The organism is Acidimicrobiia bacterium, from assembly GCA_040878325.1.
Lineage (GTDB): Bacteria > Actinomycetota > Acidimicrobiia > Spongiisociales > UBA11373 > JAUYIV01.
Genome location: JBBDMM010000018.1, coordinates 176,917 through 199,922 on the forward strand (window position 1 = coordinate 176,917; position 23,006 = coordinate 199,922).

The 23,006-nt window shown below is 68.3% G+C and carries 21 protein-coding genes; 10 read left to right on the top strand and 11 right to left on the bottom strand.

What is annotated here, in order from left to right; all coding sequences use genetic code 11:
- Positions 1–8: 8 nt before the first annotated feature.
- Complete coding sequence (locus tag WD184_11145) at positions 9–1,145, bottom strand: MFS transporter (GenBank protein ID MEX0827294.1); 1,137 nt, start codon at positions 1,143–1,145, stop codon at positions 9–11.
- Positions 1,146–1,452: 307 nt separating this feature from the next.
- Between WD184_11145 and WD184_11150 the strand changes: the two genes are divergently transcribed.
- A complete protein-coding gene (locus WD184_11150; GenBank protein MEX0827295.1) occupies positions 1,453–2,640 on the top strand; it encodes a pyridoxal phosphate-dependent aminotransferase in 1,188 nt (395 codons plus the stop codon).
- A gap of 106 nt (positions 2,641–2,746) precedes the next feature.
- Here the strand turns inward: WD184_11150 and aroQ are convergent, their stop codons facing one another.
- Entirely contained in the window at positions 2,747–3,184 is a 438-nt protein-coding gene (gene aroQ, locus WD184_11155; GenBank protein ID MEX0827296.1) for a type II 3-dehydroquinate dehydratase, read from the bottom strand.
- Positions 3,185–3,188: 4 nt separating this feature from the next.
- Positions 3,189–3,935, bottom strand: coding sequence for a lipoate--protein ligase family protein (locus WD184_11160; GenBank protein ID MEX0827297.1), 747 nt, complete (start codon positions 3,933–3,935; stop codon positions 3,189–3,191).
- Positions 3,936–4,022: 87 nt separating this feature from the next.
- Between WD184_11160 and WD184_11165 the strand changes: the two genes are divergently transcribed.
- The 3 genes from WD184_11165 (at position 4,023) to WD184_11175 (ending at position 7,819) form a co-directional block, all read left to right on the top strand.
- Positions 4,023–4,715: a hypothetical protein gene (locus tag WD184_11165; GenBank protein ID MEX0827298.1), complete on the top strand. Its 693-nt coding sequence runs from the start codon at positions 4,023–4,025 to the stop codon at positions 4,713–4,715.
- A 101-nt stretch (positions 4,716–4,816) separates the two neighbouring features.
- A complete protein-coding gene (locus tag WD184_11170) occupies positions 4,817–5,785 on the top strand; it encodes a hypothetical protein (GenBank protein MEX0827299.1) in 969 nt (322 codons plus the stop codon).
- Positions 5,786–5,914: 129 nt separating this feature from the next.
- Positions 5,915–7,819 (top strand): ABC transporter ATP-binding protein, encoded by a 1,905-nt coding sequence (locus tag WD184_11175; protein MEX0827300.1) that lies wholly within the window; start codon positions 5,915–5,917, stop codon positions 7,817–7,819.
- A gap of 207 nt (positions 7,820–8,026) precedes the next feature.
- Here the strand turns inward: WD184_11175 and WD184_11180 are convergent, their stop codons facing one another.
- Both WD184_11180 and WD184_11185 read right to left on the bottom strand, forming a co-directional pair.
- On the bottom strand, positions 8,027–8,656 hold the full coding sequence (locus WD184_11180; protein ID MEX0827301.1) for a hypothetical protein: 630 nt from the start codon (positions 8,654–8,656) through the stop codon (positions 8,027–8,029).
- Between the two features lie 167 nt (positions 8,657–8,823).
- Entirely contained in the window at positions 8,824–9,297 is a 474-nt protein-coding gene (locus WD184_11185) for a hypothetical protein (GenBank protein ID MEX0827302.1), read from the bottom strand.
- A gap of 209 nt (positions 9,298–9,506) precedes the next feature.
- Here WD184_11185 and WD184_11190 point away from each other — a divergent pair, with 209 nt between their 5' ends.
- The 3 genes from WD184_11190 to WD184_11200 all read left to right on the top strand — a co-directional run bounded on the left by WD184_11190 (position 9,507) and on the right by WD184_11200 (position 12,210).
- The gene (locus WD184_11190; protein MEX0827303.1) at positions 9,507–10,046 is read left to right on the top strand and encodes a hypothetical protein; all 540 of its coding nucleotides are present in this window, start codon (positions 9,507–9,509) and stop codon (positions 10,044–10,046) included.
- 185 nt (positions 10,047–10,231) lie between these two features.
- Positions 10,232–11,500, top strand: coding sequence for a MurT ligase domain-containing protein (locus WD184_11195; protein MEX0827304.1), 1,269 nt, complete (start codon positions 10,232–10,234; stop codon positions 11,498–11,500).
- Positions 11,497–12,210, top strand: a complete 714-nt coding sequence (locus tag WD184_11200; GenBank protein MEX0827305.1) for a glutamine amidotransferase — start codon at positions 11,497–11,499, stop codon at positions 12,208–12,210. The genes WD184_11195 and WD184_11200 overlap by 4 nt, the downstream gene beginning before the upstream one ends.
- Before the next feature lie 201 nt (positions 12,211–12,411).
- Here the strand turns inward: WD184_11200 and WD184_11205 are convergent, their stop codons facing one another.
- From WD184_11205 to WD184_11215, 3 genes are all read right to left on the bottom strand, one after another.
- Positions 12,412–12,792, bottom strand: coding sequence for a hypothetical protein (locus WD184_11205; GenBank protein MEX0827306.1), 381 nt, complete (start codon positions 12,790–12,792; stop codon positions 12,412–12,414).
- A 270-nt stretch (positions 12,793–13,062) separates the two neighbouring features.
- Positions 13,063–13,947 (bottom strand): haloalkane dehalogenase, encoded by an 885-nt coding sequence (locus WD184_11210; protein ID MEX0827307.1) that lies wholly within the window; start codon positions 13,945–13,947, stop codon positions 13,063–13,065.
- Positions 13,944–14,438 carry a universal stress protein gene (locus tag WD184_11215; GenBank protein MEX0827308.1) on the bottom strand — a complete coding sequence of 165 codons (495 nt, stop codon included), beginning with the start codon at positions 14,436–14,438 and terminating at the stop codon, positions 13,944–13,946. The genes WD184_11210 and WD184_11215 overlap by 4 nt, the downstream gene beginning before the upstream one ends.
- A gap of 89 nt (positions 14,439–14,527) precedes the next feature.
- On the opposite strand from WD184_11215, the gene WD184_11220 reads away from it, so the two are divergent.
- The gene (locus WD184_11220) at positions 14,528–15,046 is read left to right on the top strand and encodes a flavin reductase family protein (GenBank protein MEX0827309.1); all 519 of its coding nucleotides are present in this window, start codon (positions 14,528–14,530) and stop codon (positions 15,044–15,046) included.
- Between the two features lie 137 nt (positions 15,047–15,183).
- On the opposite strand, the gene WD184_11225 is transcribed toward WD184_11220, so the two are convergent.
- Both WD184_11225 and WD184_11230 read right to left on the bottom strand, forming a co-directional pair.
- Positions 15,184–15,972, bottom strand: coding sequence for a hypothetical protein (locus tag WD184_11225; GenBank protein MEX0827310.1), 789 nt, complete (start codon positions 15,970–15,972; stop codon positions 15,184–15,186).
- A complete protein-coding gene (locus WD184_11230) occupies positions 15,945–16,436 on the bottom strand; it encodes a hypothetical protein (GenBank protein MEX0827311.1) in 492 nt (163 codons plus the stop codon). Before WD184_11230 ends, WD184_11225 begins: the two co-directional genes overlap by 28 nt.
- A 53-nt stretch (positions 16,437–16,489) precedes the next feature.
- Here WD184_11230 and WD184_11235 point away from each other — a divergent pair, with 53 nt between their 5' ends.
- Positions 16,490–16,759 (top strand): DUF971 domain-containing protein, encoded by a 270-nt coding sequence (locus WD184_11235; protein ID MEX0827312.1) that lies wholly within the window; start codon positions 16,490–16,492, stop codon positions 16,757–16,759.
- Entirely contained in the window at positions 16,756–18,447 is a 1,692-nt protein-coding gene (locus tag WD184_11240; protein MEX0827313.1) for an aldehyde dehydrogenase family protein, read from the top strand. The genes WD184_11235 and WD184_11240 overlap by 4 nt, the downstream gene beginning before the upstream one ends.
- Before the next feature lie 4 nt (positions 18,448–18,451).
- Here the strand turns inward: WD184_11240 and WD184_11245 are convergent, their stop codons facing one another.
- Positions 18,452–22,825: a DEAD/DEAH box helicase gene (locus tag WD184_11245; protein ID MEX0827314.1), complete on the bottom strand. Its 4,374-nt coding sequence runs from the start codon at positions 22,823–22,825 to the stop codon at positions 18,452–18,454.
- Positions 22,826–23,006: the final 181 nt, after the last annotated feature.

Consider the following 23,006-nt stretch of genomic DNA (forward strand, 5'->3'; position numbering starts at 1 on the left):
CCCCCGACCTACTCCTTGTCCGTGAAGGCCAGCAGTACCGCAGCGGCCACCGCCCCGGCTATCGCCGACACCGTGGTGTTGGCGACCAGGCCGCCCCACTCGAACAACGCAGGCCCGATGGCGTCGCCGGCGGCTCGGCCCAGGCTGATGGCGACGGTGAGCAGCGCGAGGTAGCGGCTGCGGGCGCCGGGTACGACCTCGGTGGCGAGGGGGATGGTGGCCACGACGGTGATCTCGAAGGCGATGAAGGCGATCGCCAGCGCTACCAGCCCGGGGATCAGGCCTCCACCCAGCGCACCGAGAGCAACGAAGCCGACGGCCGACACCGTCACGCCCCACGCCACCATCCGCCGCTTGCCGAAGCGGTCGGCGAAGGCGAGAACCGTTCCTTCGCCGACCAGTTCGGCGAAACCGATCACCAGTGAGGCGAGCCCGAGAGCGGCGAGGGAGAGGGCGAACTCGTCTTCGAGCCAGGCCCCGTAGACGATCACCGTGGTCTCCGCCGCCAGCGAGAAGAGCAGCGCCATCACCAGCACCGCCACCGCCGAGCGGGTGATCCGCAGCCGACCCGGCCGGGCCAGCTTGCCTCGGGCGTCGGGGTCGAGCAGCAGGGGAGCCAGCAACCCGCCGCTGCCCACCAGCACCGCGGTCACCCAGAACGGCGACTCCCATCCCAGCCGGTCGATCAGCACTCCGGCGGCCGGGGCGCCGATCAGCAGCCCTCCCGCCCACGTTAGTTCGATGATGGACAGGAAGCGCGCCCGCTTCTCGTACGGGGTGCGGTCGGCGATGTAGGCCTGGGCGGCCGCATCGAACGCCGGCTTGCCGAGCCCCATGAGGATGAACCCCACCAGTGCCCCGGCGTATATGCCGGTGGAAGCGGTGACCGCAGCGCCGGTTGCGAACATCATCGCTCCGCCGACTGTCAGGCGGATCCGGCGCTCGCCCCGGCCGATCGCCGAAACCACCAGCGGCGTGGCCACCCCGGTGAGCGACCGCGCCGACACCAGCAAGCCCGCCTGTTCGAGCGAGACCCCCAGCCCCCGAGAGATCGCCGGTAGGAACGGAAAGACGAATCGGTACCCGGTGTTGATCACCAGCCGGGTAGCGAAGAGGTAGACGATCGAGCCCCGCAGCGGTTTCATGCCGCACGGAGGGTAGGAGCCAGCCTCCAGCCTCCAGCCTCCAGCCTCCAGCCATAGAGCGTCCTCCTCCGTCGTCTTCGACGGGGGAGGTGGCGCCGCCCGTAGGGCGGTGACGGAGGGGGCACAGACCCCGCAAGAATGCGTCCTCCTCCGTCGTCTTCGACGGGGGAGGTGGCGCCGCCGTAGGGCGGTGACGGAGGGGGCAGCTGACCCTGCGGGCGTTCCGACGCGTTGCGCATTGCGCATCGCGCATCGCGCAGCCCCCGCGCCGAACGCAGGTCGCCGCGTCCGTAAACTACGGCGCGCAATGGACATCTCCCGCCGCCTTGCTCGCCTATCCGATTCGACCACCATGGCGATCACCGCCCGCGCCGCCGCTCTGAAGGCTGAGGGGCGCAATGTGATCGGGTTCGGGGCGGGGGAGCCGGACTTCCCGACCCCGGCGCACATCGTCGCTGCCGCCCAGGAGGCGGCGGCCGATCCGGCGACCCATCACTACAGCCCGGCCGCCGGCCTTCCCGCACTGCGGGAGGCAGTGGCGGCCAAGACGGCGCGCGATAGCGGCTATCGGGTCGCTGCCAACCAGGTGGTGATCACCAGCGGCGGCAAGGGTGCGCTGTTCGGGGCGTTCGCCGCGCTGGTCGACCCAGGCGACGAGGTGCTGCTCTCCAGCCCCTACTGGGTGTCGCACCCCGAAGCGGTGGGGCTCGCCGATGGGGTACCCGTGACAGTCGGGACGACACCGGCGAACGGCTTCCGCCTCACCCCCGAGACGCTCGACGCCGCCTTCACCGAGCGGACCAAGGCACTGTTGTTCGTCTCCCCGGCGAACCCCACCGGCACGGTGTACACCCCTGCCGAGGTGGGCGAGATCGGCCGGTGGGCGGCGGAGCGAGGCATCTGGGTGATCACCGACGAGATCTACGAGCACCTCGTCTACGGCGACAGTGTCTTCTCGTCGATGCCGGTGGAGGTGCCGGAGATTGCGGAACGATGCGTCGTCGTCAATGGCGTCGCCAAGACCTATGCGATGACCGGGTGGCGGGTCGGCTGGCTGGTTGCTCCCCCGGAGGTGGCGGCAGCGGTGGGCCGGTTCCAGTCTCACTCGATATCGAACGTCGCCAATGTCTCGCAGCGGGCGGCGCTGGCGGCCGTAACCGGGCCCATGGATTCGGTCACCGAGATGAAGGTCGCCTTCGATCGGAGGCGGCTGACCATGTACCGGATGCTCGGCGAGATCCCCGGGGTCTCGCTGCTCGAACCCGAAGGCGCCTTCTACTGCTTCGCCGAGGTCACCGACCTGCTCGGCACCGAGATCGGGGGGCACTCGGTGAAGACCTCCGAGGACCTGGCGGCGGCGCTGCTCGAAGTCGCCGAAATAGCCATCGTCCCCGGCGAAGCCTTCGGCGCCCCCGGCTACCTCCGCCTCTCCTTCGCCCTAAGCGACGAAGACCTAGAAGAAGGCCTGACCCGCTTCCGCAAGGCGGTGGGGTAGGCGGAATGCGCAATGAGCAATGCGCAACGCGCAGGTGCGCCAGGAAGCGCTGACTGTTGTCTGGTCTTCCGATTCACGTATTACGCGCAGCGCATTGCGCATCGCGTCAGGGCGAGCGAAGCGAGTCCCTGACCATCTCCAACGCCTCCCAATACCCCTCCAACCCCTTCCCCCACACCGCCCCGATGCACGCCGGGCGGATCACCGACTCGGCGCGCCACGGCTCGCGGGTCTCGATGTCGCTGATATGCACTTCGACCACCGGCAGGCCGATCGCCTCGATGGCGTCGTGCAGTGCGTAGGAGGTATGGCCGAGCGCCCCGGGGTTTAGTACCACCCCTTGATATCGACCGATGGCGTCGTGGAGGCGGTCGATGATGATCCCCTCGTGGTTCGACTGGAAGGTGTCGACCTGGAGTCCGAGGGCGGCCCCCCAGTTCCGGCAGTTCTCCTCCAACTCGCCCAGGGTCGCCTCGCCGTAGATCTCCGGCCGCCGGGTGCCGAGCAGATTGAGGTTGGGTCCGTTGACCACGAGGATGCGCACGGGGTCAGGCTATCGCCGGGTCGTGCTCGCCGATGATCTCGCCGGCCAGGGCGAGCGTCTCATCGTCGACCTCGCCGTCAACGAGTTCGTGTCCTGCGGCACGAAACCCCTCCAGCACCGCCGTCGTCACAGTGGCGGTGTCTGCCGGAACCTCGTCGGCGATCGCCCCGGTGGCGGCCGGGTCCCACTCGTAACCGAGTGCCCGGTAGGCCGGGATCAGCGGCAGGTTCACCAGGTCGGCGCGGTCGACCACGATGACGCCCCCCACATGCGCCGACCCCCGCAGCAGTCGTTGGCCGACGCCCATCAGCTTGCGCGTCCCCCGGGCGTTCACGGAATACCTGCCCGGGCAGTACTCGCCCGGCACCTCGCCCACCCGGGCATCGACCCCGAGCGAGGCGAAGGCGTCCACCATGATCGAGGTCAGCGCGTCGAATCGACGGTGGATGGTCTCGCGGGGATGCTCCTCCGGGGTCGACCAGGCGAACGCCAGGGTGCCCTCGTGGAAGGTGGCGGCCCGGCCGCCTGCCAGCCGCTCCACGGCATGGAACCCGCTGTCGGTCACTGCCTCCAGCGCGGCGGCATAACCCGGCCGCACTCGATCCTGCCGGCCAAAGGCGACGATCCGGTCGGGGACGAACAGTCGGAGCGTGGCCGGAAGGTCGCCCGAGTCGACCCGGCGCAGTAGGGCCGACGAGACCGCGGTGTCGAGGAGGGGCGGTCCGAACGCCCGGGTGATGACCTGCAGCATCAGGCGAGGCTAACGGTTGGCCAGATGAGGCCGATATCCGACATGGTGAGCGATAATCGGCAGGTCTTTTCCACGCGAGGTGACCCGATGAGCCGGGCATTCCACCGTCCCCCCGTCATGGCGTTGCTGGGTTTCGCCCTGATCGTCTCGGCGTGCGGCGACGCGCTGACCGGGATCGGGGACCTGTCGGAGCGAGTGGTCCACGGCGACGGCACCGCGAGCACCACCACCACCGCACCGACTGGTACCGACCTCAAACTCAAAGGAGTGACGGGTGTCGTCTGGTTCAACGACGGGCTCGGTGCCGAATTGGGCGATCTGGATCGGGAGGACACCATCGCCGCCGTCTGGGCCCGGGGCAACTCAGCCGATCCGTTCATCCAGGCCAGCCGCCATGAGGTCGCTCGGTCGCTACCGGGTGTCCAGTTCCCGCAACTGGTACCAGCCGCGATCACCCACGTGACCAGCCAGTTGGTGTTCGATGTCTCCACGGCCAGCCTCGATCCGTCGACTGCCGTGGCCTTCGGACTGTGGACCGGCGAGCCCTACACCCTGCCGCGCACCGAGTCGCAATTGGCGGTGTTGCGGGTCGGCCTCAAGACCTTCGCAGGCGACCCGGAGGATGAGATCTTCTCCTTCCAGGTGACCGATGGCCAAGAACTGGTCTGGACCCACGGCGACTTCGTATACCAACTCTTCTGCCGCCGCGGCGTCTCCGACGAAGCCTGCTTTGCCATCGCCGACTCAATGATTCCAGTGGACCTGCTGCTGAGGATCTGAAGAGAGAGTACGTGATGCGCCAGGACTCTCCCCGATCGAACTTGACGGACGAGGCGTCTTCAGAGGGGAACTCGTCGCCTGCCCGCGCACCGGGCGGGAGGGTGCTCGGGACTCTCCTGGCCATCGGGTTGTCCCTCACTGCCTGTGGTACGACGGCCGGCCCAGTCGACGCCGGCGAAAGCCAGAGCCAGACCTCCACCTCGAGTCATGAAACCCCGGTCCCCTTTGGTTTCGCCTATGAGCTGACGCTGGGACGAAGGACCGCCGACCCTGGCCAGGAGTACTTCGGGACAGCGATGGTTACGGCCGAGGCGCCTCTGGCCGACCGGTTCAGGACCTCGGACGCGGTGCTGGTATTGGATATTGTCGAGGTGGGTGAGCCCCGGCTCAATAGCACGGATGACCTCTGGTGGTCTCCGCCGCATTCTGAAGATGCGACGCTGTTGCGGCCCGCGGTCGGGATCGACGTGGTGGTGAGGCTGGTCGGCGTCCTCAAGGTGCGGGCCCGTGACACTTCCTTCGCGCTGCGCCCGGGAACGCCCGATCTCTCCGGAATTGGAACCCCGCATCCTGCCCGCCTCGTGCCGTCGTTGCCGCCTATTGGCGAGCCGGGTTCGATATGGGTCACGGGCGGTGTCGCCACCGTCAGGGTCACTGCCGAGGAGTGGCAGAGGTACCTCTCCGACTGGGGGAGCGCCGGAGATGGTAACGACGGCGTCGGCGGACCCGCAGACGGCGGCGACCCGATCCCTGCCGAATTCACCATGGAGGTCGGTGGGCAACCGGGGATGGACCTTGCCGAGGGCGGGCGATACGTCGTCTTCCTCGAGGCAGTCGAGGTTCCGCAGAAGGATGGCTCGGTGCACCATGTGTGGACCGGCAGTTACAGCACGTCTCGATCGCAGCTGCTTCTCGATCCGGTATCCAGCCGGTTCGTCGAACCAGGCACGGACACGGAGGTGTCGGTCGATGAGCTCGAGGCCGCTCTGACTTCCGCACTCGACGCCGATCCGGAGCCCTCGGCATACCGCACCGACGAGTTCGCACGCCTGTTCGGCGACGGCGGGTAACCGGCGGGAGATCGTCTGGGCGCATCCTGCGCCCTCTTGCCAATCGCCAATCGCCAATCGCCAATCGCGGCCGAGCGAAGCGAGGCAACTCCCGGAACATCGAACGCCCCCATAAGGTTCCCCTAACTCATGCATCCAGGTGGCGGTAATTGGTGGTCGTACATCCAGTACGACGAGGAGCAGGATCGGCCGAACTTTGACCGGGCCTTGTTCCGCCGCGTCATGGCGTATGCCCGGCCGTATCGAGGCCTGCTGGCGGTGGTGATCGTCACGATCGTGGTGATCACCCTGGTGTCGCTGCTGCCGCCGCTGCTGATGCGCGATCTGATCGACCAGGCGATCCCCGCCGAGGATCTCGGCCGGGTCACGCTGCTCGGACTGGGGATGGTGGCGATCCCCATCGTCAACGGGATCGTCGGCGTGGTCCAGCGCTGGGCCTCCGCCCGCGCCGGTGAGGGGATCATCTTCGATCTGCGCACCGGGGTGTATTCGCACCTGCAACGGATGTCGCTCGGCTTCTTCACCACCACCCGCCCCGGTGAGTTGATGTCTCGCCTCAACAGCGATGTGGTGGGGGCGCAGTCGGCGGTGACCGGCACCCTGGTGTCGGTGATCTCCAACGGCTTTGCCGCGGTGGCCACCATCGTGGTGATGCTCAGCCTCGAGTGGCGGCTCACCCTGGCGGCGGTGGCGATCCTGCCGCTGTTCATCGTGCCGAGCCGGCGGGTCGGCCGGGTGCTCCGCCGGATCACCCGTGACGGAATGATCGCCAACGCCGACATGAACAGCGCCATGAACGAGACCCTCAACCTGAGCGGGGCACTCCTGGTCAAGTTGTTCGGCCGCACTTCCGACGAGGACAGCCGTTTCGGCGGCCACGCCGCCCGGGTGCGCGACCTGGGCGTCCGTCGGGCGCTGATCGGCCGCTGGTTCTTCATGGCACTGGGGGTGGTCAGCGCCCTGGGAACCGCATTGGTCTTCTGGCTGGGGGCCGTGATGGTGATCCGGGGAGTGCTCACCGTGGGGACGGTGGTGGCCCTCTCCGCCTACCTGGCAAACCTGTACGGCCCGCTGGCGGCACTGTCGAACGCCCGGGTCGAGTTGGCGACCTCGCTGGTGTCGTTCGAGCGGGTGTTCGAAGTCCTCGACCTTCCCCGGGACATCGACGAGCCCGCCGACGCAGTCCATCTCGATGAGGTGCAGGGCCGGGTCACCTTCGACGGCGTGTCGTTCGACTACCGCACCGCGGCTCCGGTGGGCCTGGCGGCAGTGGAGCGCATCTCCCGCCGCTCCTACCAGCCGGCAGCCGAAGCCACCCCGGTGTCGGAACGACGGGGGAGGGAGCGAGCAATCGACCACCTCGACTTCGACGTCAGCCCGGGAGAGTTGGTGGCGCTCGTGGGCCCGAGCGGCGCCGGCAAGACCACCGTCACCTACCTGATCCCCCGGCTGTACGACGTCACCGACGGCCGGGTACTCATCGATGGGCACGATGTACGCAGCCTGACCATGGAGACCCTGGCCCGGTCGATCGGCGTGGTCACCCAGGAGACCTACCTGTTCCACGACACCATCGCCGCCAACCTTCGCTACGCCCGCCCCGACGCCACCCAGGAGCAACTTGAATCCGCCGCCCGCACGGCGAACATCCACGACTTCATCGAGTCATTGTCTGAGGGCTACGAGACGGTGGTGGGGGAGCGGGGCTACCGGCTGTCGGGAGGAGAGAAGCAACGGGTGGCGATCGCCCGGGTGATCCTCAAAGACCCCCGCATCCTGGTCCTCGACGAAGCCACCTCCCACCTCGACGCCCGGTCCGAGTCCCTCATCAAAGAAGCCCTGGAACGAGTGATGGTGGGAAGAACCTCTTTCGTGATCGCCCACCGCTTGTCGACAGTCCTGGCCGCCGACCGCATCCTGGTGCTCGACGAAGGCCGGGTAGTGGAGGAGGGCACCCACCGCGAGTTGGTGGCGGCAGATGGGCTGTACACGGAGCTCTACGAGACGCAGTTCGCAGTGGAGGAGGCGGGGTAAGGGCGGCGGCCCCCCGTCGCGGAGTGCGGCTTCACAGGCCAGGCGATCGGCGTCCTTTAGGGGCACAGAGGCCCGGCGTCCTCGGCGCAGTACTCGATCTTCCCGCCGACCATCGTGACCAGGACCTCGATGTCCTTGATGGCGAAGGGATCGATGCCCGCGGGTTGGCGCCGAGGCCAATAAGGCGCGGAGACGAGAGGTTCTCGTTTACAGCTCTGGCAGTATCTCGTTAAGGATGGCGCGCACGTACGGGACGAGTTTCTCGCACTCTGAGCGCCCGCCGCCTCCATGCAAGGACCCGCTCATCTGGTTGTATGAGTCGCGCGCAATTTGAGCGACGAGGAGATCGATCATTTCAATGGTTCGCTCGGCTTGTCCACTCAGTCGGCCGGACTCGCGAATGAATCTGACCCGTTCAACCTGGGTCGGTCGGCCGTTGTGCCCCTTGAACCAAGGCTGACTCTTCACATCCGCATCTGGCGCTAGGAAGTGAATTGCCCCTCTGAAGACCTCTCGAATCTCCCCGACCGGGCCGACGTAAGTCGCTCGGTTGACGTCCTCGAGGTCGCTCAGCGCCTGTATCCAGCTCGCTCGTAGGCCCGAGTCGAGTAGGCCTAGGCGCTCCGCGATGTCGCCGGCGTCACCTCGTCCAGGGTCAGCTGCGCCGCCCCACCTCACAACCTCGAAGTCCGGAATCACCTCACGCGTCAGCATTCGATCAACGCCACGAAGGTCCCTACGTAGAGCCAGAATATCGATCCGTTGTCCGACTCTGCGGAGCCAAGCCTGGAGAACTCGATCGACTTCGAGCAGTGTCTCCGCTTCGCCGAGGACCATACTGAAAGCTGGTCGGTAAACGCGGAACCATGTCTCGACGAGTGCCCGTAGCCTCAAGCCGTCCTGTCGCGATCGCGTGGTACGAGCCCCTCGCCGGGCAAGCTCGCGCTCAAATAGCCGGAAGGCTCGCGGTACGTCATCAAGGGCCAGCTCGGCCATGCTGGTGCCTACTCAGAGCCGAGACTGTGTTCAACGAGGTTCCATCCGACGGGATTGAGTCGGTACTCCCCGGTTCCGGTCTTGTCGAGATAGCCAGCCTTCTGCGTGTTGATCAAGACTGCCGCAAGGTCCTTCGGTAACTTGAATTTCGCCTGTCGGAAGACGTTTTCAACCTTCGTGCGATCGATCGTCTCGGTCCTGGTCTCAGGCGGTGCCAGCTCCCTCAGATAGAACGCGGCGACTACCACGCCCTCGTTCTGAGTCTTTGGATTCTTTGCCGCAAAGAGTGAACGAGGATCAGCAAGGTTTGCCTGACGTTGCGGCGTGTCGTCGGAGGCAGCGCGAGGCGTTCCGCCGCCGGCGCGAAGAACGCCAGCGAGTGCCTCCACGATCCTTACAACTCCGTCCTCCGCACCCGCAACCTCCACGGTTGCGTCACCGACGGTGATTCTCACGTCGTATTTCTCTGGGTCTTCCGCCACGTGCTCTCCGTTCTGTTTGTCCGGTATGGGGATTTCTCATTCTCGCCGTCCGATCCATGATTTCCACCGTGAATGACTGCAATTACAAGACTACTTGAGGCTCCTCACGATCTACAGGGAATGAGGCGATTGGAACCCAACGCGACTGGCCTTTAACAATCCGAGCCCCCCTTCAACCCACACGGCAACATCTTGTACGATCTGGCAACATGATTGATTGGTGGGTGGCACTCGCATCGGCCGCCGTCGCCGCGTCTGCCGTCGTTGTCGCACAGATCGTAAGAACTCGGGCGAGGAGAAGCGCCGTATTGACCCGGGGACTCGCGCGGCGACTGGACCGTGCCAGGCCAGCCTACGCCGCCGTCTACGCGGAGACGAGGACGTTGGCTAGGCGAGCCGCCGCAGGTAACAGGTTCCCAGAACTCGAGGAGCTGTCGAAATTGGTGAAACAGTGGGACGAGCTCATTCCCCTGCTACCAACGAAGATCCTCGTCGCGACAGTTCACGACCTCAAGTCACGGCTTACCAAGATGTGGTTCGCGGTTCAAGTGAGCGAACACCCGCCCCCAAGAGTATTCCTATTCGGATATCGGGATTCAGATACGGAGTATCTCCAGTACGCGGAGGATGAGCGGCAGGTCGTCCGGGATCACCAGGGTTGGGTTGAGGCGACGCCTGCAGACTACGCCCGCTGGGTTCTGCTCGGGTTGCGGGAGGTTCGGACCATGTTTCTAGAGACCGAGTTCTGACCGGGCGAGGGGTCCTGGTCTGCACTAGCCCATCTCACGTCGACATGGCCCGCCTCAACGACCTGCTGGTAACCCCAGACCGTGACCTTGCCATATAGTCCGGTGGCCAGCCCTCGCGATTGAGCTCGGGAATGACTCACCGGCACCGGCTCACTAACGAACGGTGACCTACCCTCCCCCAGATCATGCGCTTCTTCCTTGCCATCCTTCTGGGTCGTTTCGTTGGCGGGCTCAGCCGCCTCGTCGGGCGGGGTGGATCTGCCCTTCCAGGCTTGGTCGCCGAGAAGGTCGATCCCCGGCTGGTCGAGAAGATCCTCGGTGGAACTCCGGTGGTCCTCATCACCGGGACCAATGGGAAGACCACCACTACCAAGATGATCGTGGCGGTCCTCGAGCATGCCGGGCGGCGGGTGGTCACCAACCCGACCGGGTCGAACCTGGGGCGGGGGGTTGCCTCGGCTCTTCTCGCCTCCTCCTCTCTTCGGGGTCGGCTCGACGCCGATGTCGCCGTGTTCGAGGTGGATGAGGCGGCGGTGCGGTCCCTGGCGCCTCGGCTGAAGCCTTCGGTGCTCGTCGTCACCAATCTGGTCCGCGACCAACTCGACCGGTATGGGGAGTTGCAGACCACCGCCAGCCATGTCGCGAGTGCCGCCACCCATGCCGGGCGGTTGGTGCTCAACGCCGATGATCCCTTGGTTGCCGGAGCGGCGGGTGATCGGCCCGTTTCGTGGTTCGGGGGAGCCTCCGCCATCCGTGAGCGGATGCCCGACGACCGGAGCCTTCACGGCGACGGTCCGGCCGAATCCTCCCGGCCCGCCGCCGAGGCTCTCGTGGTCGACTCCTCTCCCGACGGCGACGGGCAGGTCGCCAGCCTCCGCATCGACGGCGCCGAGCGCCGGATCCGGCTCCAGGTGCCCGGGGTCTACAACGCCTATAACGCGGCCGCCGCCCTGCTCGCCGCCGGGCTGCTCGGGGTTGGTGCCACTGAATCCGTCGCCGCTCTCGAAGACATGGCACCCGCTTTCGGGCGCGGACAGGTGCTCGAGTATCGGGGCCGGCGGGTCAAGATCCTCCTGGTGAAGAACCCGGCGAGTCTCAACCAGGCGATCGAACTGCTCAGAGGGGTGTCGCCCTCGGCGGTGCTGGTGGCGATCAACGACGAGCATGCCGACGGGCGCGATGTCTCCTGGCTCTGGGACGCCGGGGTTGAACGGCTTGCCGATTCGGCTCATCGCTTTGGGGCCGGCGGGGTGCGGGCTGCTGACATGGCCCTTCGCTTCAAGTACGCCGGCATCGGGGCGTGGGTCGAAGAAGTTTTCGCCGAGGCGCTCGGCCGCCTGGTCGCCGACGCCGCCGAAGGGGAGACCGTCTACCTGGTGCCCACCTACACCGCCATGCTCCGCTTCCTCGAGATCCTCGACCCGAAGAGCAGCCGGTCGGAGGCGTGGCGATGACCGACCTGGTGATCGTCCACCTCTACCCGCGGGAGATGAACATCTACGGCGACATGGGCAACCTGATCGCCCTGCGACGGCGGCTCGAGTGGCGGGGGATGGGCCACCGGGTCGACCGGGTTGGGGTGGGTGACGAATACGACTTCACCGGGGCCGACATCGTGGTGGCCGGTGGGGGTGAGGACCTCTCCCAGATGAAGGTCGCCGCCGACCTCCAGACCCGGGCCGGGGCGGTCCGTCGGGCGGTCGACGACGGGGTGGTGTTCCTCACCGTGTGCGGCACCTATCAATTGTTCGGCCACCGGTTCGTTACCGCCTCGGGCGAGGTGATCCCCGGAATCGGGGTGTTCGACTGCGAGACCATCGGGGGAGGCACCCGAATGATCGGCAACATCGTGGTCGACGCGGCGGCGGGAAGGCTGGTGGGGTTCGAGAATCACAGCGGGCGGACGATGTTGGGTGCTGGGCAGGAGGCGCTGGGGCGGGTGGTCCGGGGGAACGGCAACAACGACACCACCGGGGAGGAAGGGGCGATGGTCAACAACGCCTTCGGCACCTACCTTCACGGCTCGGTGCTGCCGAAGAACCCTGCCTTCGCCGACGATCTGATCGCCCGGGCCCTTCGGAGGAGGGGTGAGTCGGGGGAGTTGTCGGCTTTGGACGATTCCGTTGAGCAGGCGGCGGCGAAGTCGGCGGCGGCGCGGCTGTAGGCCTTTCGGTCCTAGGGTCCAGGCTTCTTGTGGTGCGATCTGGTCTGAGCGCCCCCTCCGTCCTCCTTCGCTCCGCTCGGAATCCACCTCCCCCTCCGGGTGAGGAAACAGGAGGGGGCGGCTTTGGGGTGTTTCCTCCGAGGACCGGACCCTCCGAGTGCGTCGACGCGTTCTTTCTGGAGACTGGCGACTGGCGACTTCCTACGACGCCAAACGCGCTTCGGCCACCTTGGGTTTGTCTACGGCGATTGCGAACTCGGAGGAGTCGCCGTTGGTGCGGAGCAGGTACATCGCTTCGATGTTCACGCCGGCCGCGGCGAGGTCGTGGGCCATCTCGGCCACCGCGGCGGGGCCGGGTCGGAGGACGGCGGTAAGCACGTTCCGCTCCTCGAAGGCGATGTCGGCCCTGGTGAGGACTCCACGGGTGGTCGCCGCGTCGGTGACCACGATGTGGACCACGCCGAGTTCGTCGAGCCCGAAGGCGGCGAGGGCCTCGATGTGTACCCCCGCCTCGGCGATCCGCTCGGTGAGGGCGGCCAGCATCCCCGGGCGGTTGGCGAGATGAACCGTGAACTCGGTCATGGCTTTAACTCTACGCGGGGCGGGGTGGTTTGGGGCAGGGGCGTTTGCCCGTTGACACTGGTCGTGAAGTAATTGGCAATTGGCAAGACGCGTCGGGGCACACGCTGTCTCAGCTGCCCCCCTCCCCCTCCGGTCGCTCCGCTCCCTCCGGGTACTCCCCCCGTCCACCCCGGCTTCGCCGGGGCCTCCCCCTGCTTCGCAGGGTGAGACGGGGAGAGACGCTCCTATCGAATTGCGAATTGCGAATTGCGGCGAGCGTCAGCGAGCCCCTCAGCGAGCCCCCAGGAACCCCACTATCCGCTCGGCCACTTCTTCGCCTTTGTCTTCTTGGAGGAAGTGGCCGGCTCCTTCGACGACCTCTAGGTCGCCGGCGCCGGGGATGTGGTCGGCCATGCGGGCTCCGGCTCTGACCGAGAAGATGGGGTCGGAGTCGCCGAAGAGGATCTGGGCGGGCTTCTCCCAGCGACCCAACGCCTCCAAAACGCCGCGCATCTCGGTGGCCCCGGGGTCGTCGTCGGCCTGGGGGACGATGAGGGGCAGGCGCCAGGCGCCCACCTTGTGCTCCTGGTCGGGGAACGGCGCATTGTATGCCTCGATGACTTCCTCGCCCCAGGTGGTCGCGGCGGCCGCGGTGACCACCCGGCCCACGGGCAGGTCGGGGGTCTGCTCCACGAAGGAGCGCCAGGCGTCGAACGCCGCGTTGGGGCGGCTACCGCCGGCGTACACGCCGGTGTTCATCACCACCAGGCGGGAGAAGCGGTCGGGGGCCTCCACCGCCACCCGCAGGCCGATTGGTCCGCCCCAGTCCTGCACCACCGCGGTGGCGTCCTCAAGATCCAGATGCTTGACCAGCGCGGCCATCGATTCGACCAGCCGGTCGTAGGTGTAGAAGTCGGGGTCGGTGGGCTTGTCCGACTTGCCGAAGCCGGGGTAGTCGGGGGCGATCGCCCGGTATCCGGCGGCGGTGATCACCGGGATCATCTTGCGATAGAGGAACGACCAGGTGGGCTCCCCGTGGAAGAGCACCACCGGCGGTCCCGCACCCTCGTCCAGGTAGTGGAGCCTGAGCCCCTCCCACTCGAACCAATGCGGTGAGAAATCGTATCCCGGGAGCCCCTCGAAACGCTCGTCGGAGGTGCGGACGAACTCCGTCACGACTCCTCGTCCTCGACATGGGGACCCGAAGGGACCACCAGCACCGGCCGGCGTGAGTCGCGCAAGACCCGGGTCGACACGCTTTCCCAATTCGACTCGTCGAACAGGTGCTTGGTGGCGCCCATCACCAGCAAGTCGGCCTCCATTTCGTCGGCCGCGGCGATGATGGTTGCGGCGGGATCCTCGCCCTCGAGGTAACGAACCTCGGCGACCACGCCCCGATTGCCGAGCGCAGCCAGGAGCGGGGCGGTCAGGCGCCCGCCCCGCTCCTCCACATAGCGAGCGATCACGGCGTCCTCCTCGGAGGACCAGGCGGCAGTGCCGTCGCTGAGGGGATGCCACTCCTCGGACCGGATCTCATCGAGGAACGAGCGGGGAACCTCGATCACGGTGATCACGCACACCCGGCCGTCGTTCCCGGCGAGGCGCTCCGCGAATCGGGCGACGGTTTCGGCGTTGAGCACGCCCGCAGTGGCGATGACGATGCGCACGGCGGCAAAGGCTAGACCGCGGCCGACGGCTCCGTCGGCGCGAGGCCACCCGCGTCCTACCCTCTGCCGGACCAGTCGAGGGAGGCGCGATGGTGCTGTCGGACGAGACGATCAACAAGGTGATGTGGGCAATCCCCAACGTCCTCTGCCTCGTCGGCTCGCGATCCGGTGAGGAATGGAACGGCATGACCGCCTCGTGGGTGACCCAGGTGGCGATGGAGCCGGTGCTCGTTGCAGTGTCGGTGGATGCCCACGCTGTCACCCACCGCCTCATTGCCGAAGGCGGGGCGTTCACCATCAACCTGTGGGACCGCGACGACACCCGGACCTTCGTCAAGTTCTCCAAGCCCGCCGAGCGGGACGGGAACACCCTCAATGGCCGCCCGGTCCGCCTCGGGGCGACAGGAGCACCGATCTTCGAGGAGGCGATCGCCTACATCGACTGCCGCGTTTGGCAGACCGTCGACTGCGGCAGCCACTCGATCTTCATCGGCGAGGTGGTCGACTGCGACTTCCAGGGCGAAGGCGCGGAGAAGGCGATCGCCCGCATCGAAGACACCCGAATGAAGTACGGCGGCGTGTTGAGGGAGGGACATAGGAGGCAGTGAGAAGCGGAGGCCGCCGTCTGCCATCCGCCATCCGCCTTCCGCCATCCGCAAGACAAGAGAAGGCGCCCTCGAGGGGATTGACGCGTTCCGGCGAATCGCCAATCGCCAATCGCCGGAGGCCGCCAAAGGCGGCCGACCTACATCCGATCGGCCAGTGACGCCAACGGGCCTTCTTCGGCCATCCAGGGGTTGAGGCGGCGGCGCCAGCCGGCGACGGTGCGGCGGTGGTCGGCGGCTGCGAGGCCACTGACCACGAGCAGGGTGGCTCCGAACATTTCGAGGAGGCCGCCGGTGAAGAGGGCGGCGTCGCCGGGGCCGAACAGTCCCACCAGTGGAGCGGCCACGGTGAAAGCGACGGCGATTACCAGGAAGGTGACCACCCGGTGCTCGGTGACGAGCACCCTTCGATGGGCCCACCCGCGGGCGCGCCCGACGGCCGCCAGGGTGAGGGCGGCGACCACGGTCAACGCGAGGAGGCCATGGCGCCAATCGGCGCCCATCAAGCTACCCCACTGCGCCAGCACCGCCTGGAGGTCGTCGAACGAACGCACCTGCACCCCGTCGACGTCCATCGAGGGCGATCCGATCAGGGTGGTGAAGTACCGCACCTCGTCGAGCAGGCCCCAAGCGGCCACTGCCGGGATCACGAACCTGAACCGAGACTCGGATGACGATCGCTTCAGCGCCCAGAGGCCAACGACGAGTGCGCCGGCGAGCGAGACGAGCGCCAGCCAGTCGACCAGCCCGCCGCGTCCCGTCAGCCAGTGACGCAGGTCGGGCACCGCCACATAGGCGGTGGCGAGGGCGATGGCGACGGCGGCGAACACCGAGGTGAACGCCGAAGTCACGTCCGCGACCGGGATCGGAGTCCGGGTGGCCGTCAGCCGCCCCGGCGGGGTCACCGACTGGGGCGTCCGAGTGACCACAGAATCTCCTGGCGCTGCGATCGGCGGAGGGGGAGACCGGGATGCGACCAGATGTACTCGGCGATCCGGTCGCCGGGGATGACGCCGAGACGGTCGAGGCGGGCGGGGGAGGCGTCGACCGGGGCCACCAGGATCGGATAGGCGAAAAGGCGACCCTGGGACTCGCGCCGGAGCATGTGGGCGGCAAGCAGTGCCTGCTTCACCGGCGTCGTCACCCGGGCGCCGCCGCGATAGATGCCGTCGTCACCGACGGCGGCAGGGGTCGGGTCGGGGTCGATCGAAATGGTGAATGCGCCGTTGGGGCCGATGACGACGTGATCGACGGTGGCCCCGGCAACGACCACCCGGTCGGCGACGGTCCATTCGGAGGGCAGCGACTCCAGCGCGACGCGGCTGGTCTGCCCGGGTGTGGCGAGGGCGTAATCCTCCGCCCAGGCACCCCGGAGGGCGATGACTTCGGCCATGGGGTGGCATCGGCTCGGCCGGCTCGCCCCTTGAGGGTGGGTACGCTCCGCCGATGGAGGCTCCAGTGCGGATCGAGGTGGATCGAGGCCTCCTCACGGTCGCCTGGGAGGACGGCTCCGCCACCACCATCACCGCCCAGGAACTGCGAGCCGCCTGCCCCTGCGCCGGATGCCGTGACACCACCACCGCCCCGACGGGGACCACCATCGAGTCGGCCCACGTGGTTGGTGACTATGCCCTCGGGGTGCTTTTCGGGCCCGACGGCCATGCCACCGGGATCTTTCCTTATCCACTCCTGGGATCCCTGGGGTCGACAGCATGACTCGAGCTGCCACCGATGCCGCGGCAGTCGACTCCGCGGTGGCAAACCTCCGTTCGAACGCCCCCGCCTGGCTGGAACTCCCCGTGGCCGACAAAGCGGTGCGCCTTCGCGAGCTGCGGGCGCGGTTCGCCGCGGTGGCGGACGACATCGTCCATGCGGGGCTGGCGGCCAAGGGACTGGACCGCGGATACGCCGGCGAGGAGTGGGCGAGTGGGCCGCTCAGCGTCCTGCGCACGTTGCGCTTCCTCGAGGACTCGCTCCGGGGCATCGCCGCCACGGGACGGGTGCCGCTGCCGGAGTCGGCGATCCGGGAGCGACCCGATGGCCAGGTGGCGGTGGACGTGCTGCCGGGTGACAAGTGGGATCGGCTGATGTACCCCCGGTGGACGGCCGAGGTGCGGATGGACCCCGCCATCCCGCTGGCGTTGGCGCGCCAGTTCCTCGGCGGAATCCACACCAAGCCGGAGACCGGGTCGGCGGCGGTGGCGGCCGTGCTCGGGGCGGGCAACGTGTCGAGCATCACCCCGCTCGACGTCGTCCATCGCTTGTTCGTGGACGGCCATGTCGTCGTCGCCAAGTGCCACCCGATCAACGAGTACCTGGGCCCGCACTTCGAGGAGGCCTTCGCCCCGCTGATCGAGGAGGGGGTGGTGCGGTTCGTCTACGGCGGCTCTGACACGGGAAGCCGGCTCATCGAACACGATGGTGTCGACAACATCCATGTGACCGGAGCCGAGCGCACCCACGACGCCATCGTCTGGGGGGTGGGGGACGTGGCGGCCCGGCGCCGGGCAGAAGGCCAACCGCGGGTGACCAAGCCGATGACCAGCGAGTTGGGCAATGTCAGCCCGGTGGTGATCGTCCCCAGCAAGTGGACCGACCGGCAGCTTCGCCACCAGGCCGAGCACGTCGCCACCCAGGTGCTGCACAACGCCGGGCACAACTGCAATGCGGCCGAGGTGCTGGTACTCCCGGAAGGCTGGCCGCAGCGCGGCGACTTCATGGATGCCCTCGGCGAGGCGATCGCGTCCCGCCCCCCGCGGAGCGCGTACTACCCAGGGTCGGGCGAGCGATTCGACCGGATCGTCGCCTCGGGTGACCGGGTGCGGATGTTCGGGGACCGCGGGTCAGATGCGGTCCCTCCGGCGATCGTCGAAGGAATCGACGCCGCGGGTGATTCGCCTGCCTTTGGGGAGGAGGCGTTCTGCCACGTGCTCGCCACCACCCTGATCGAGGGCGACGACCCGGGCGAATACCTGGAACGGGCGGTCGAGTTCTGCAACGACCGGCTGCGGGGCACCCTCAATGCGACTCTTTTGGTTGACCCCGGCACCGCCCGCTCACTCGGCGGAAAAATGGGCCGGGCGGTCGCCGCCCTTCGCTACGGGTGCGTCGGGGTGAACGTGTGGGCGGCGGCGGGGTTCGCGCTCGGGGTGGTGCCCTGGGGGGCATATCCCGGCCACACCCGCGACGATATCCAAAGTGGCACCGGGTTCGTCCACAACGCCCGGCTGGTGGACCGTCCGGAGAAGACGGTGATTCGGACCCCCTTCCACCAGATCCCCAAACCGCCGTGGTCCCTGTTCCACCGGCGCAGCGGCAAAGCATTGCGGGCCGCTGCCCGGTTCGAGGCCGCACCGAGCACCGCCCGCCTCGCCCGGCTGCTCGGCCCCGCCCTTCGCCCCTGATGCCTCAGCCGGTGAGGATCATCCCCCGGTAGCTCTCGACGAAGCCGCCCGAGGCGAGGGCGTTGCCCAGCGGCGTCGCCGCCGCCGGGCTCCCGTCCACGGTGCCGATGACCATTCGTCGCATCCTCCGCCGCGCCAGCAGCGCCAGGCGATCGGCGATCGCCGCCAGGTCGCCCGACTCGTCCGAGAAGGTGAGCACCGTGCGCCCACCCCGTTCGACGAAGGCGAGCAGCCGGCCGTCGGCGGCGAGGATCACGAACGCGCCGGCGGAGCGCGACGGCCGGCCCGGATGGTCGGGCCAGGGGAGTGCGGACCCGAAGGGGTTGGCCGGATCGGCTGCGGCCAGCAGGCTCGGCTCGACGCGATCCCGCCCGATCCGCAACCGGTCGACCGCCCCGGGCAGGGCGAACTGCGATCCCCCCATACCCTCCACGAAGTAGCCGCGTCGCAGCCGGCCGGCGTCCTCCAGGGCCCGGAACACCGGGTAGATGCCGGCGAATCCGCCGGGCAAGCCCTCGGCGAGCACCGCGTCCCGGGTGACGATCCCGTGACGGTCGAGCATCTGTTCGGCCCGCGCGGCCTGAATCGCGGTGCTCGACGCGTCCGTCGCCAGCAGGTCGGACACCAGATACCACCGCCCCGACCCGGAGGGTGGGGCCGACGCTCCCGGAAGGGCAGGCCGGGTACCGGCGATCTTGCGCACCCGTCCCCAGAGGAACGCCCGCAGCGGGCTGAGGGTGTCGTTGGTGACCTCCCCCGCCCAGACCAGGTCCCACAGCGCGCCGAGCACGGCTTCGGGATCGCCGCCCCCCGACGCCTGATACAGGTCAGCGAAGAACGACGCACCCTTTTCGGTGAGCCTCGTGCGGATCCGCTGGTGGGTCTCGCCGCCGGGCGGCTCCGCCATCGTCGGCCAGTGGAGGAGTGGTACCTGGTCGCGGCGGTAGAGGGCGAGCTTGCCATCGCGGCCGCCGAGCGGTCCCCGGCCCACCCACACCACCTCGCCCGAGGCGGTGAGGGCGTCGAGCAGATCGGCGGTGTAATCCATCCGTGAGGCGAGAACGTCGCTCTCCAGGATCGAGGCGGGCATCGCCACGCCCTGCAGCCTGCCGATCACCTCGAGCAGGCGGCCCGGCGCCGACCCACTCCCGCCGATCCCATGCCACTCGACGGTGAACCCGGCGAACCGATCGCGATCGACCGCTTCCACCTCGCGGCGGAGAGCGGCCAGCGATCGTCTGCGGAGGCGTTGCAGTACCCGCGCGTCGACCCACTCGTGATCCCGGCCCCCCGGACGGAATGCCCCGCGTTCCACCCGGCCCCGCTGCTCCAGCGCCGCGAGGGCCGCCTCGACCGCCGCAATAGGAAGGCCGAGGTCGCCGGCCGCCTGAACTCCGGTGAACGGACCGTGGGTTCGGGCATATCGGGAGACGACATCGCCCAATGCGTCGGGCACCGGCTCGAGCAGAGCGGCGGGGAGCCCTGGCGGGGGTTCGATCCCCAACGCGTCCCGTAACCGGGCGGCGTCTTCGGGAACCGCAAAGCTCGGGGTGCCGCGATGGGTGACTCGGATCACTCGCCGGGTGGCCTCGAGCTCCTCCAGCATCACGGCCGGGTCGTCGTCTACGGTGCGCGCCGCCACCTCCTCGAGTGACAGCGGTCCCAGGTCGCGCAATAGGTCGGTGATCTCTTCCGGCCCGTGTGCCCGTGTGCCATCGGCGAGGTGCTGGAGTTCGGCTTCTACCGCGGCGACAGAGTCCGCGTCGAGCAGTTCGCGCAGCGCCGGCTCGCCGAGGATCTCCCGCAAGAGCTGGTGGTCGATGGTCAGCGCCATCGCCCGGCGCTCGGCCAGCGGAGCGTCGTACTCGTACATGAACGAGGCGACGAAGTCGAGGCTCAGGGAGGTGGCGAAGGGGCTGGGGCTCGTCACGTCGGCGACCGCCACCTGCACCCGCCGCGCCCGGATGTCGGAGAGCAGCCCTTGCAGTGCGGGGAGGTCGAAGTGCTCCTGGAGCACCTCGCGATAGGTCTCGAGGACGATCGGGAAGGACGGATAGCGCCGGGCCGCCTCGAGCAGGCTGGTGGCGCGCCGACGCTGCAGCCACAACGGGGTGCGGCGCCCGGGACGCCGGCGTGGGAGGAGCAGCGCGCGCCCGGCGGCTTCGCGGAAACGCCCGGTAAAGATGGCGCTCACCGCCACCTCATCGACCACCAGGTGCTCGACATCGTCGGGGTCGATCAGCACTTCCTCGGGGGCGGGTATCTCGTCGGCGTCGGGGAAGCGGACGATGATCCCGTCGTCGGACCACACCGCGTCCACCTCGAATCCGTGCAGCTCTCGCATCGTCTTGGTGATCGCCAGCGCCCAGGGGGCGTGCACTCGGGCGCCGAACGGCGACAGAACCACCATTCGCCAGTCTCCCACCTCGTCGCGGTAGCGCTGCACGACGATGGTGCGGTCGGTGGGAACGGCGCCAGTGGCCGCCTGCTCTTCGTCGAGGTAGGCGATCAGGTGGGCCGCAGCCCTGGGGTCGAGCCGGTAATCCTCGGTCAGGCGTTCGACGGCCGCCGCGGGTTCCAGTGCGGCCATTTCCCGCACGAACGCGCCGAGGGCGCGCCCGGTCTCAAGGGGCCTTCCCGCGGCGTCGCCGTGCCAGAAGGGGAGCCGGGCCGAGCGGGCACCCGGCGCCGGGGTGACCACCACCCGGTCGTGGGTGATCTCGGTCGCCTTCCAGGTGGACGAGCCGAGCACGAACACGTCGCCCACCTTGCTCTCGTGCACCATCTCCTCGTCGAGCTCGCCGACGCGCCCACCCTCGGGCAGCACCACCGGGAACAGCCCGCGATCGGGGATGGTCCCGGCGTTGGTCACCGCCAACAGCCGGGCGTTGCCCCGGGCGGTGAGGGTGCCTTCGACCCGGTCCCAGTCGAGCCGGGGCTTCAGTTCGGCGAAGTCATCCGAGGGGTACCGGCCGGAGAGCATGTCGAGCACCGCCTCGTAGCCGCCCCTGCCCAGATCCCGGTACGGGTAGGCGCGCCGCACCATGGCGTAAAGGTCGTCGACCCGTCGCGGCGCCACCGCGACGCAGGCCACCACCTGCTGGGCGAGCACGTCGAGCGGGTTGACGGGAACCCGGGTCTCTTCGATCAGGCCCTGGCGCATCCGGTCGACGATCAGCGCCGACTCGAGCAGGTCGCCCCGGTGCTTGGGAAACACCCGGGCCCGGCTGGGAGCCCCCACCTGATGGCCGGCTCGTCCCACCCGCTGCAGTCCCCGGGCGACGGTGGTGGGCGACTCGACCAGGATCACCAGATCCACCGCCTCCATGTCGATGCCCAACTCGAGCGACGAGGTGGCAACCACGCACCGCAGTTCGCCCGTCTTGAGGGCCTCCTCGATCTCCACCCGCTGCTCACGCGACACCGAGCCGTGGTGGGCCCGGGCGACCTCCTCACCGGCGATCTCGTTGAGCGAGGCGGCGATTCGCTCCACCAATCCCCGGCTGTTGGAGAAGACGATGGTGGAACGGTGGGCCATCACCAGCGCGAGGATCTCCGGGTACACCGCCGGCCAGATGGATCGGGTGGGGACGCCCTCGTCGTCGAGGGTGCCGGGTTGGGTCATGTCCTCGACGGGCACGACGATGTCGATCTCCATCGCCTTGGGGCGGGCGGCGTCGACGATGGTCACCGGTCGCGGCTGCCACGCTCCGGTCTCTTCGGTGCCGCCGCCGAGGAACCCGGCGATCACCTCGAGCGGCCGCTGCGTGGCGCTCAACCCGATCCGCTGCGGCGGGGTCGCCGCCACTTCGTCGAGGCGTTCCAGGGTGATCGCCAGGTGGGAGCCGCGCTTCGAGCCGGCGACGGCGTGGATCTCGTCGACGATCACCCAGCGGACCGTCTCCAGCATCGACCGTGCCTGGGAAGTGAGCATCAAGTAGAGGCTCTCGGGGGTGGTGATGAGCACGTCGGGCGGAGTGCGCAGCATCCGCCGGCGCTCGTCAGGGGGGGTGTCGCCGGTGCGCATCGCGGTGACGATCTCCGGCACCGGCAGGCCGAGGGACTTCGCAGCCGCGGCGATCCCGACCAGCGGGACGCGCAGGTTGCGGTCGACGTCGTACGCCAGGGCCTTCATCGGCGACACATACAGCACCCGGCAGCGCTCGTCCCGCGCCGGTTGATCCTCGGCGAACAGCCGGTCGATCGCCCACAGGAACGCCGCCAGCGTCTTCCCCGACCCGGTGGGGGCGTGGATAAGGGTGTGAGCACCCCCAGCGATCGCCGCCCACCCCTCCTCCTGCGCCGGAGTCGGCTCAGGGAACGTCGCCTCGAACCAGTTGCGGGTAGGAGGGCTGAAGAGGGTGAGGGATGAGGGCACGGGGGAAGATTACGGAGTCGGTGCGACGAGGGCTTTCCGCCTGCGTCCTCCCCCGGCTTCCGGGGGAGGTGGCTGGCGGGCGGGAAGCCCGGCAGACGAAGGGGGCAGAGTGTGTCCTCCCCCGGTTTCCGGGGGAGGTGGCTGGCGGGCGGGAAGCCCGGCAGACGAAGGGGGCAGAGTG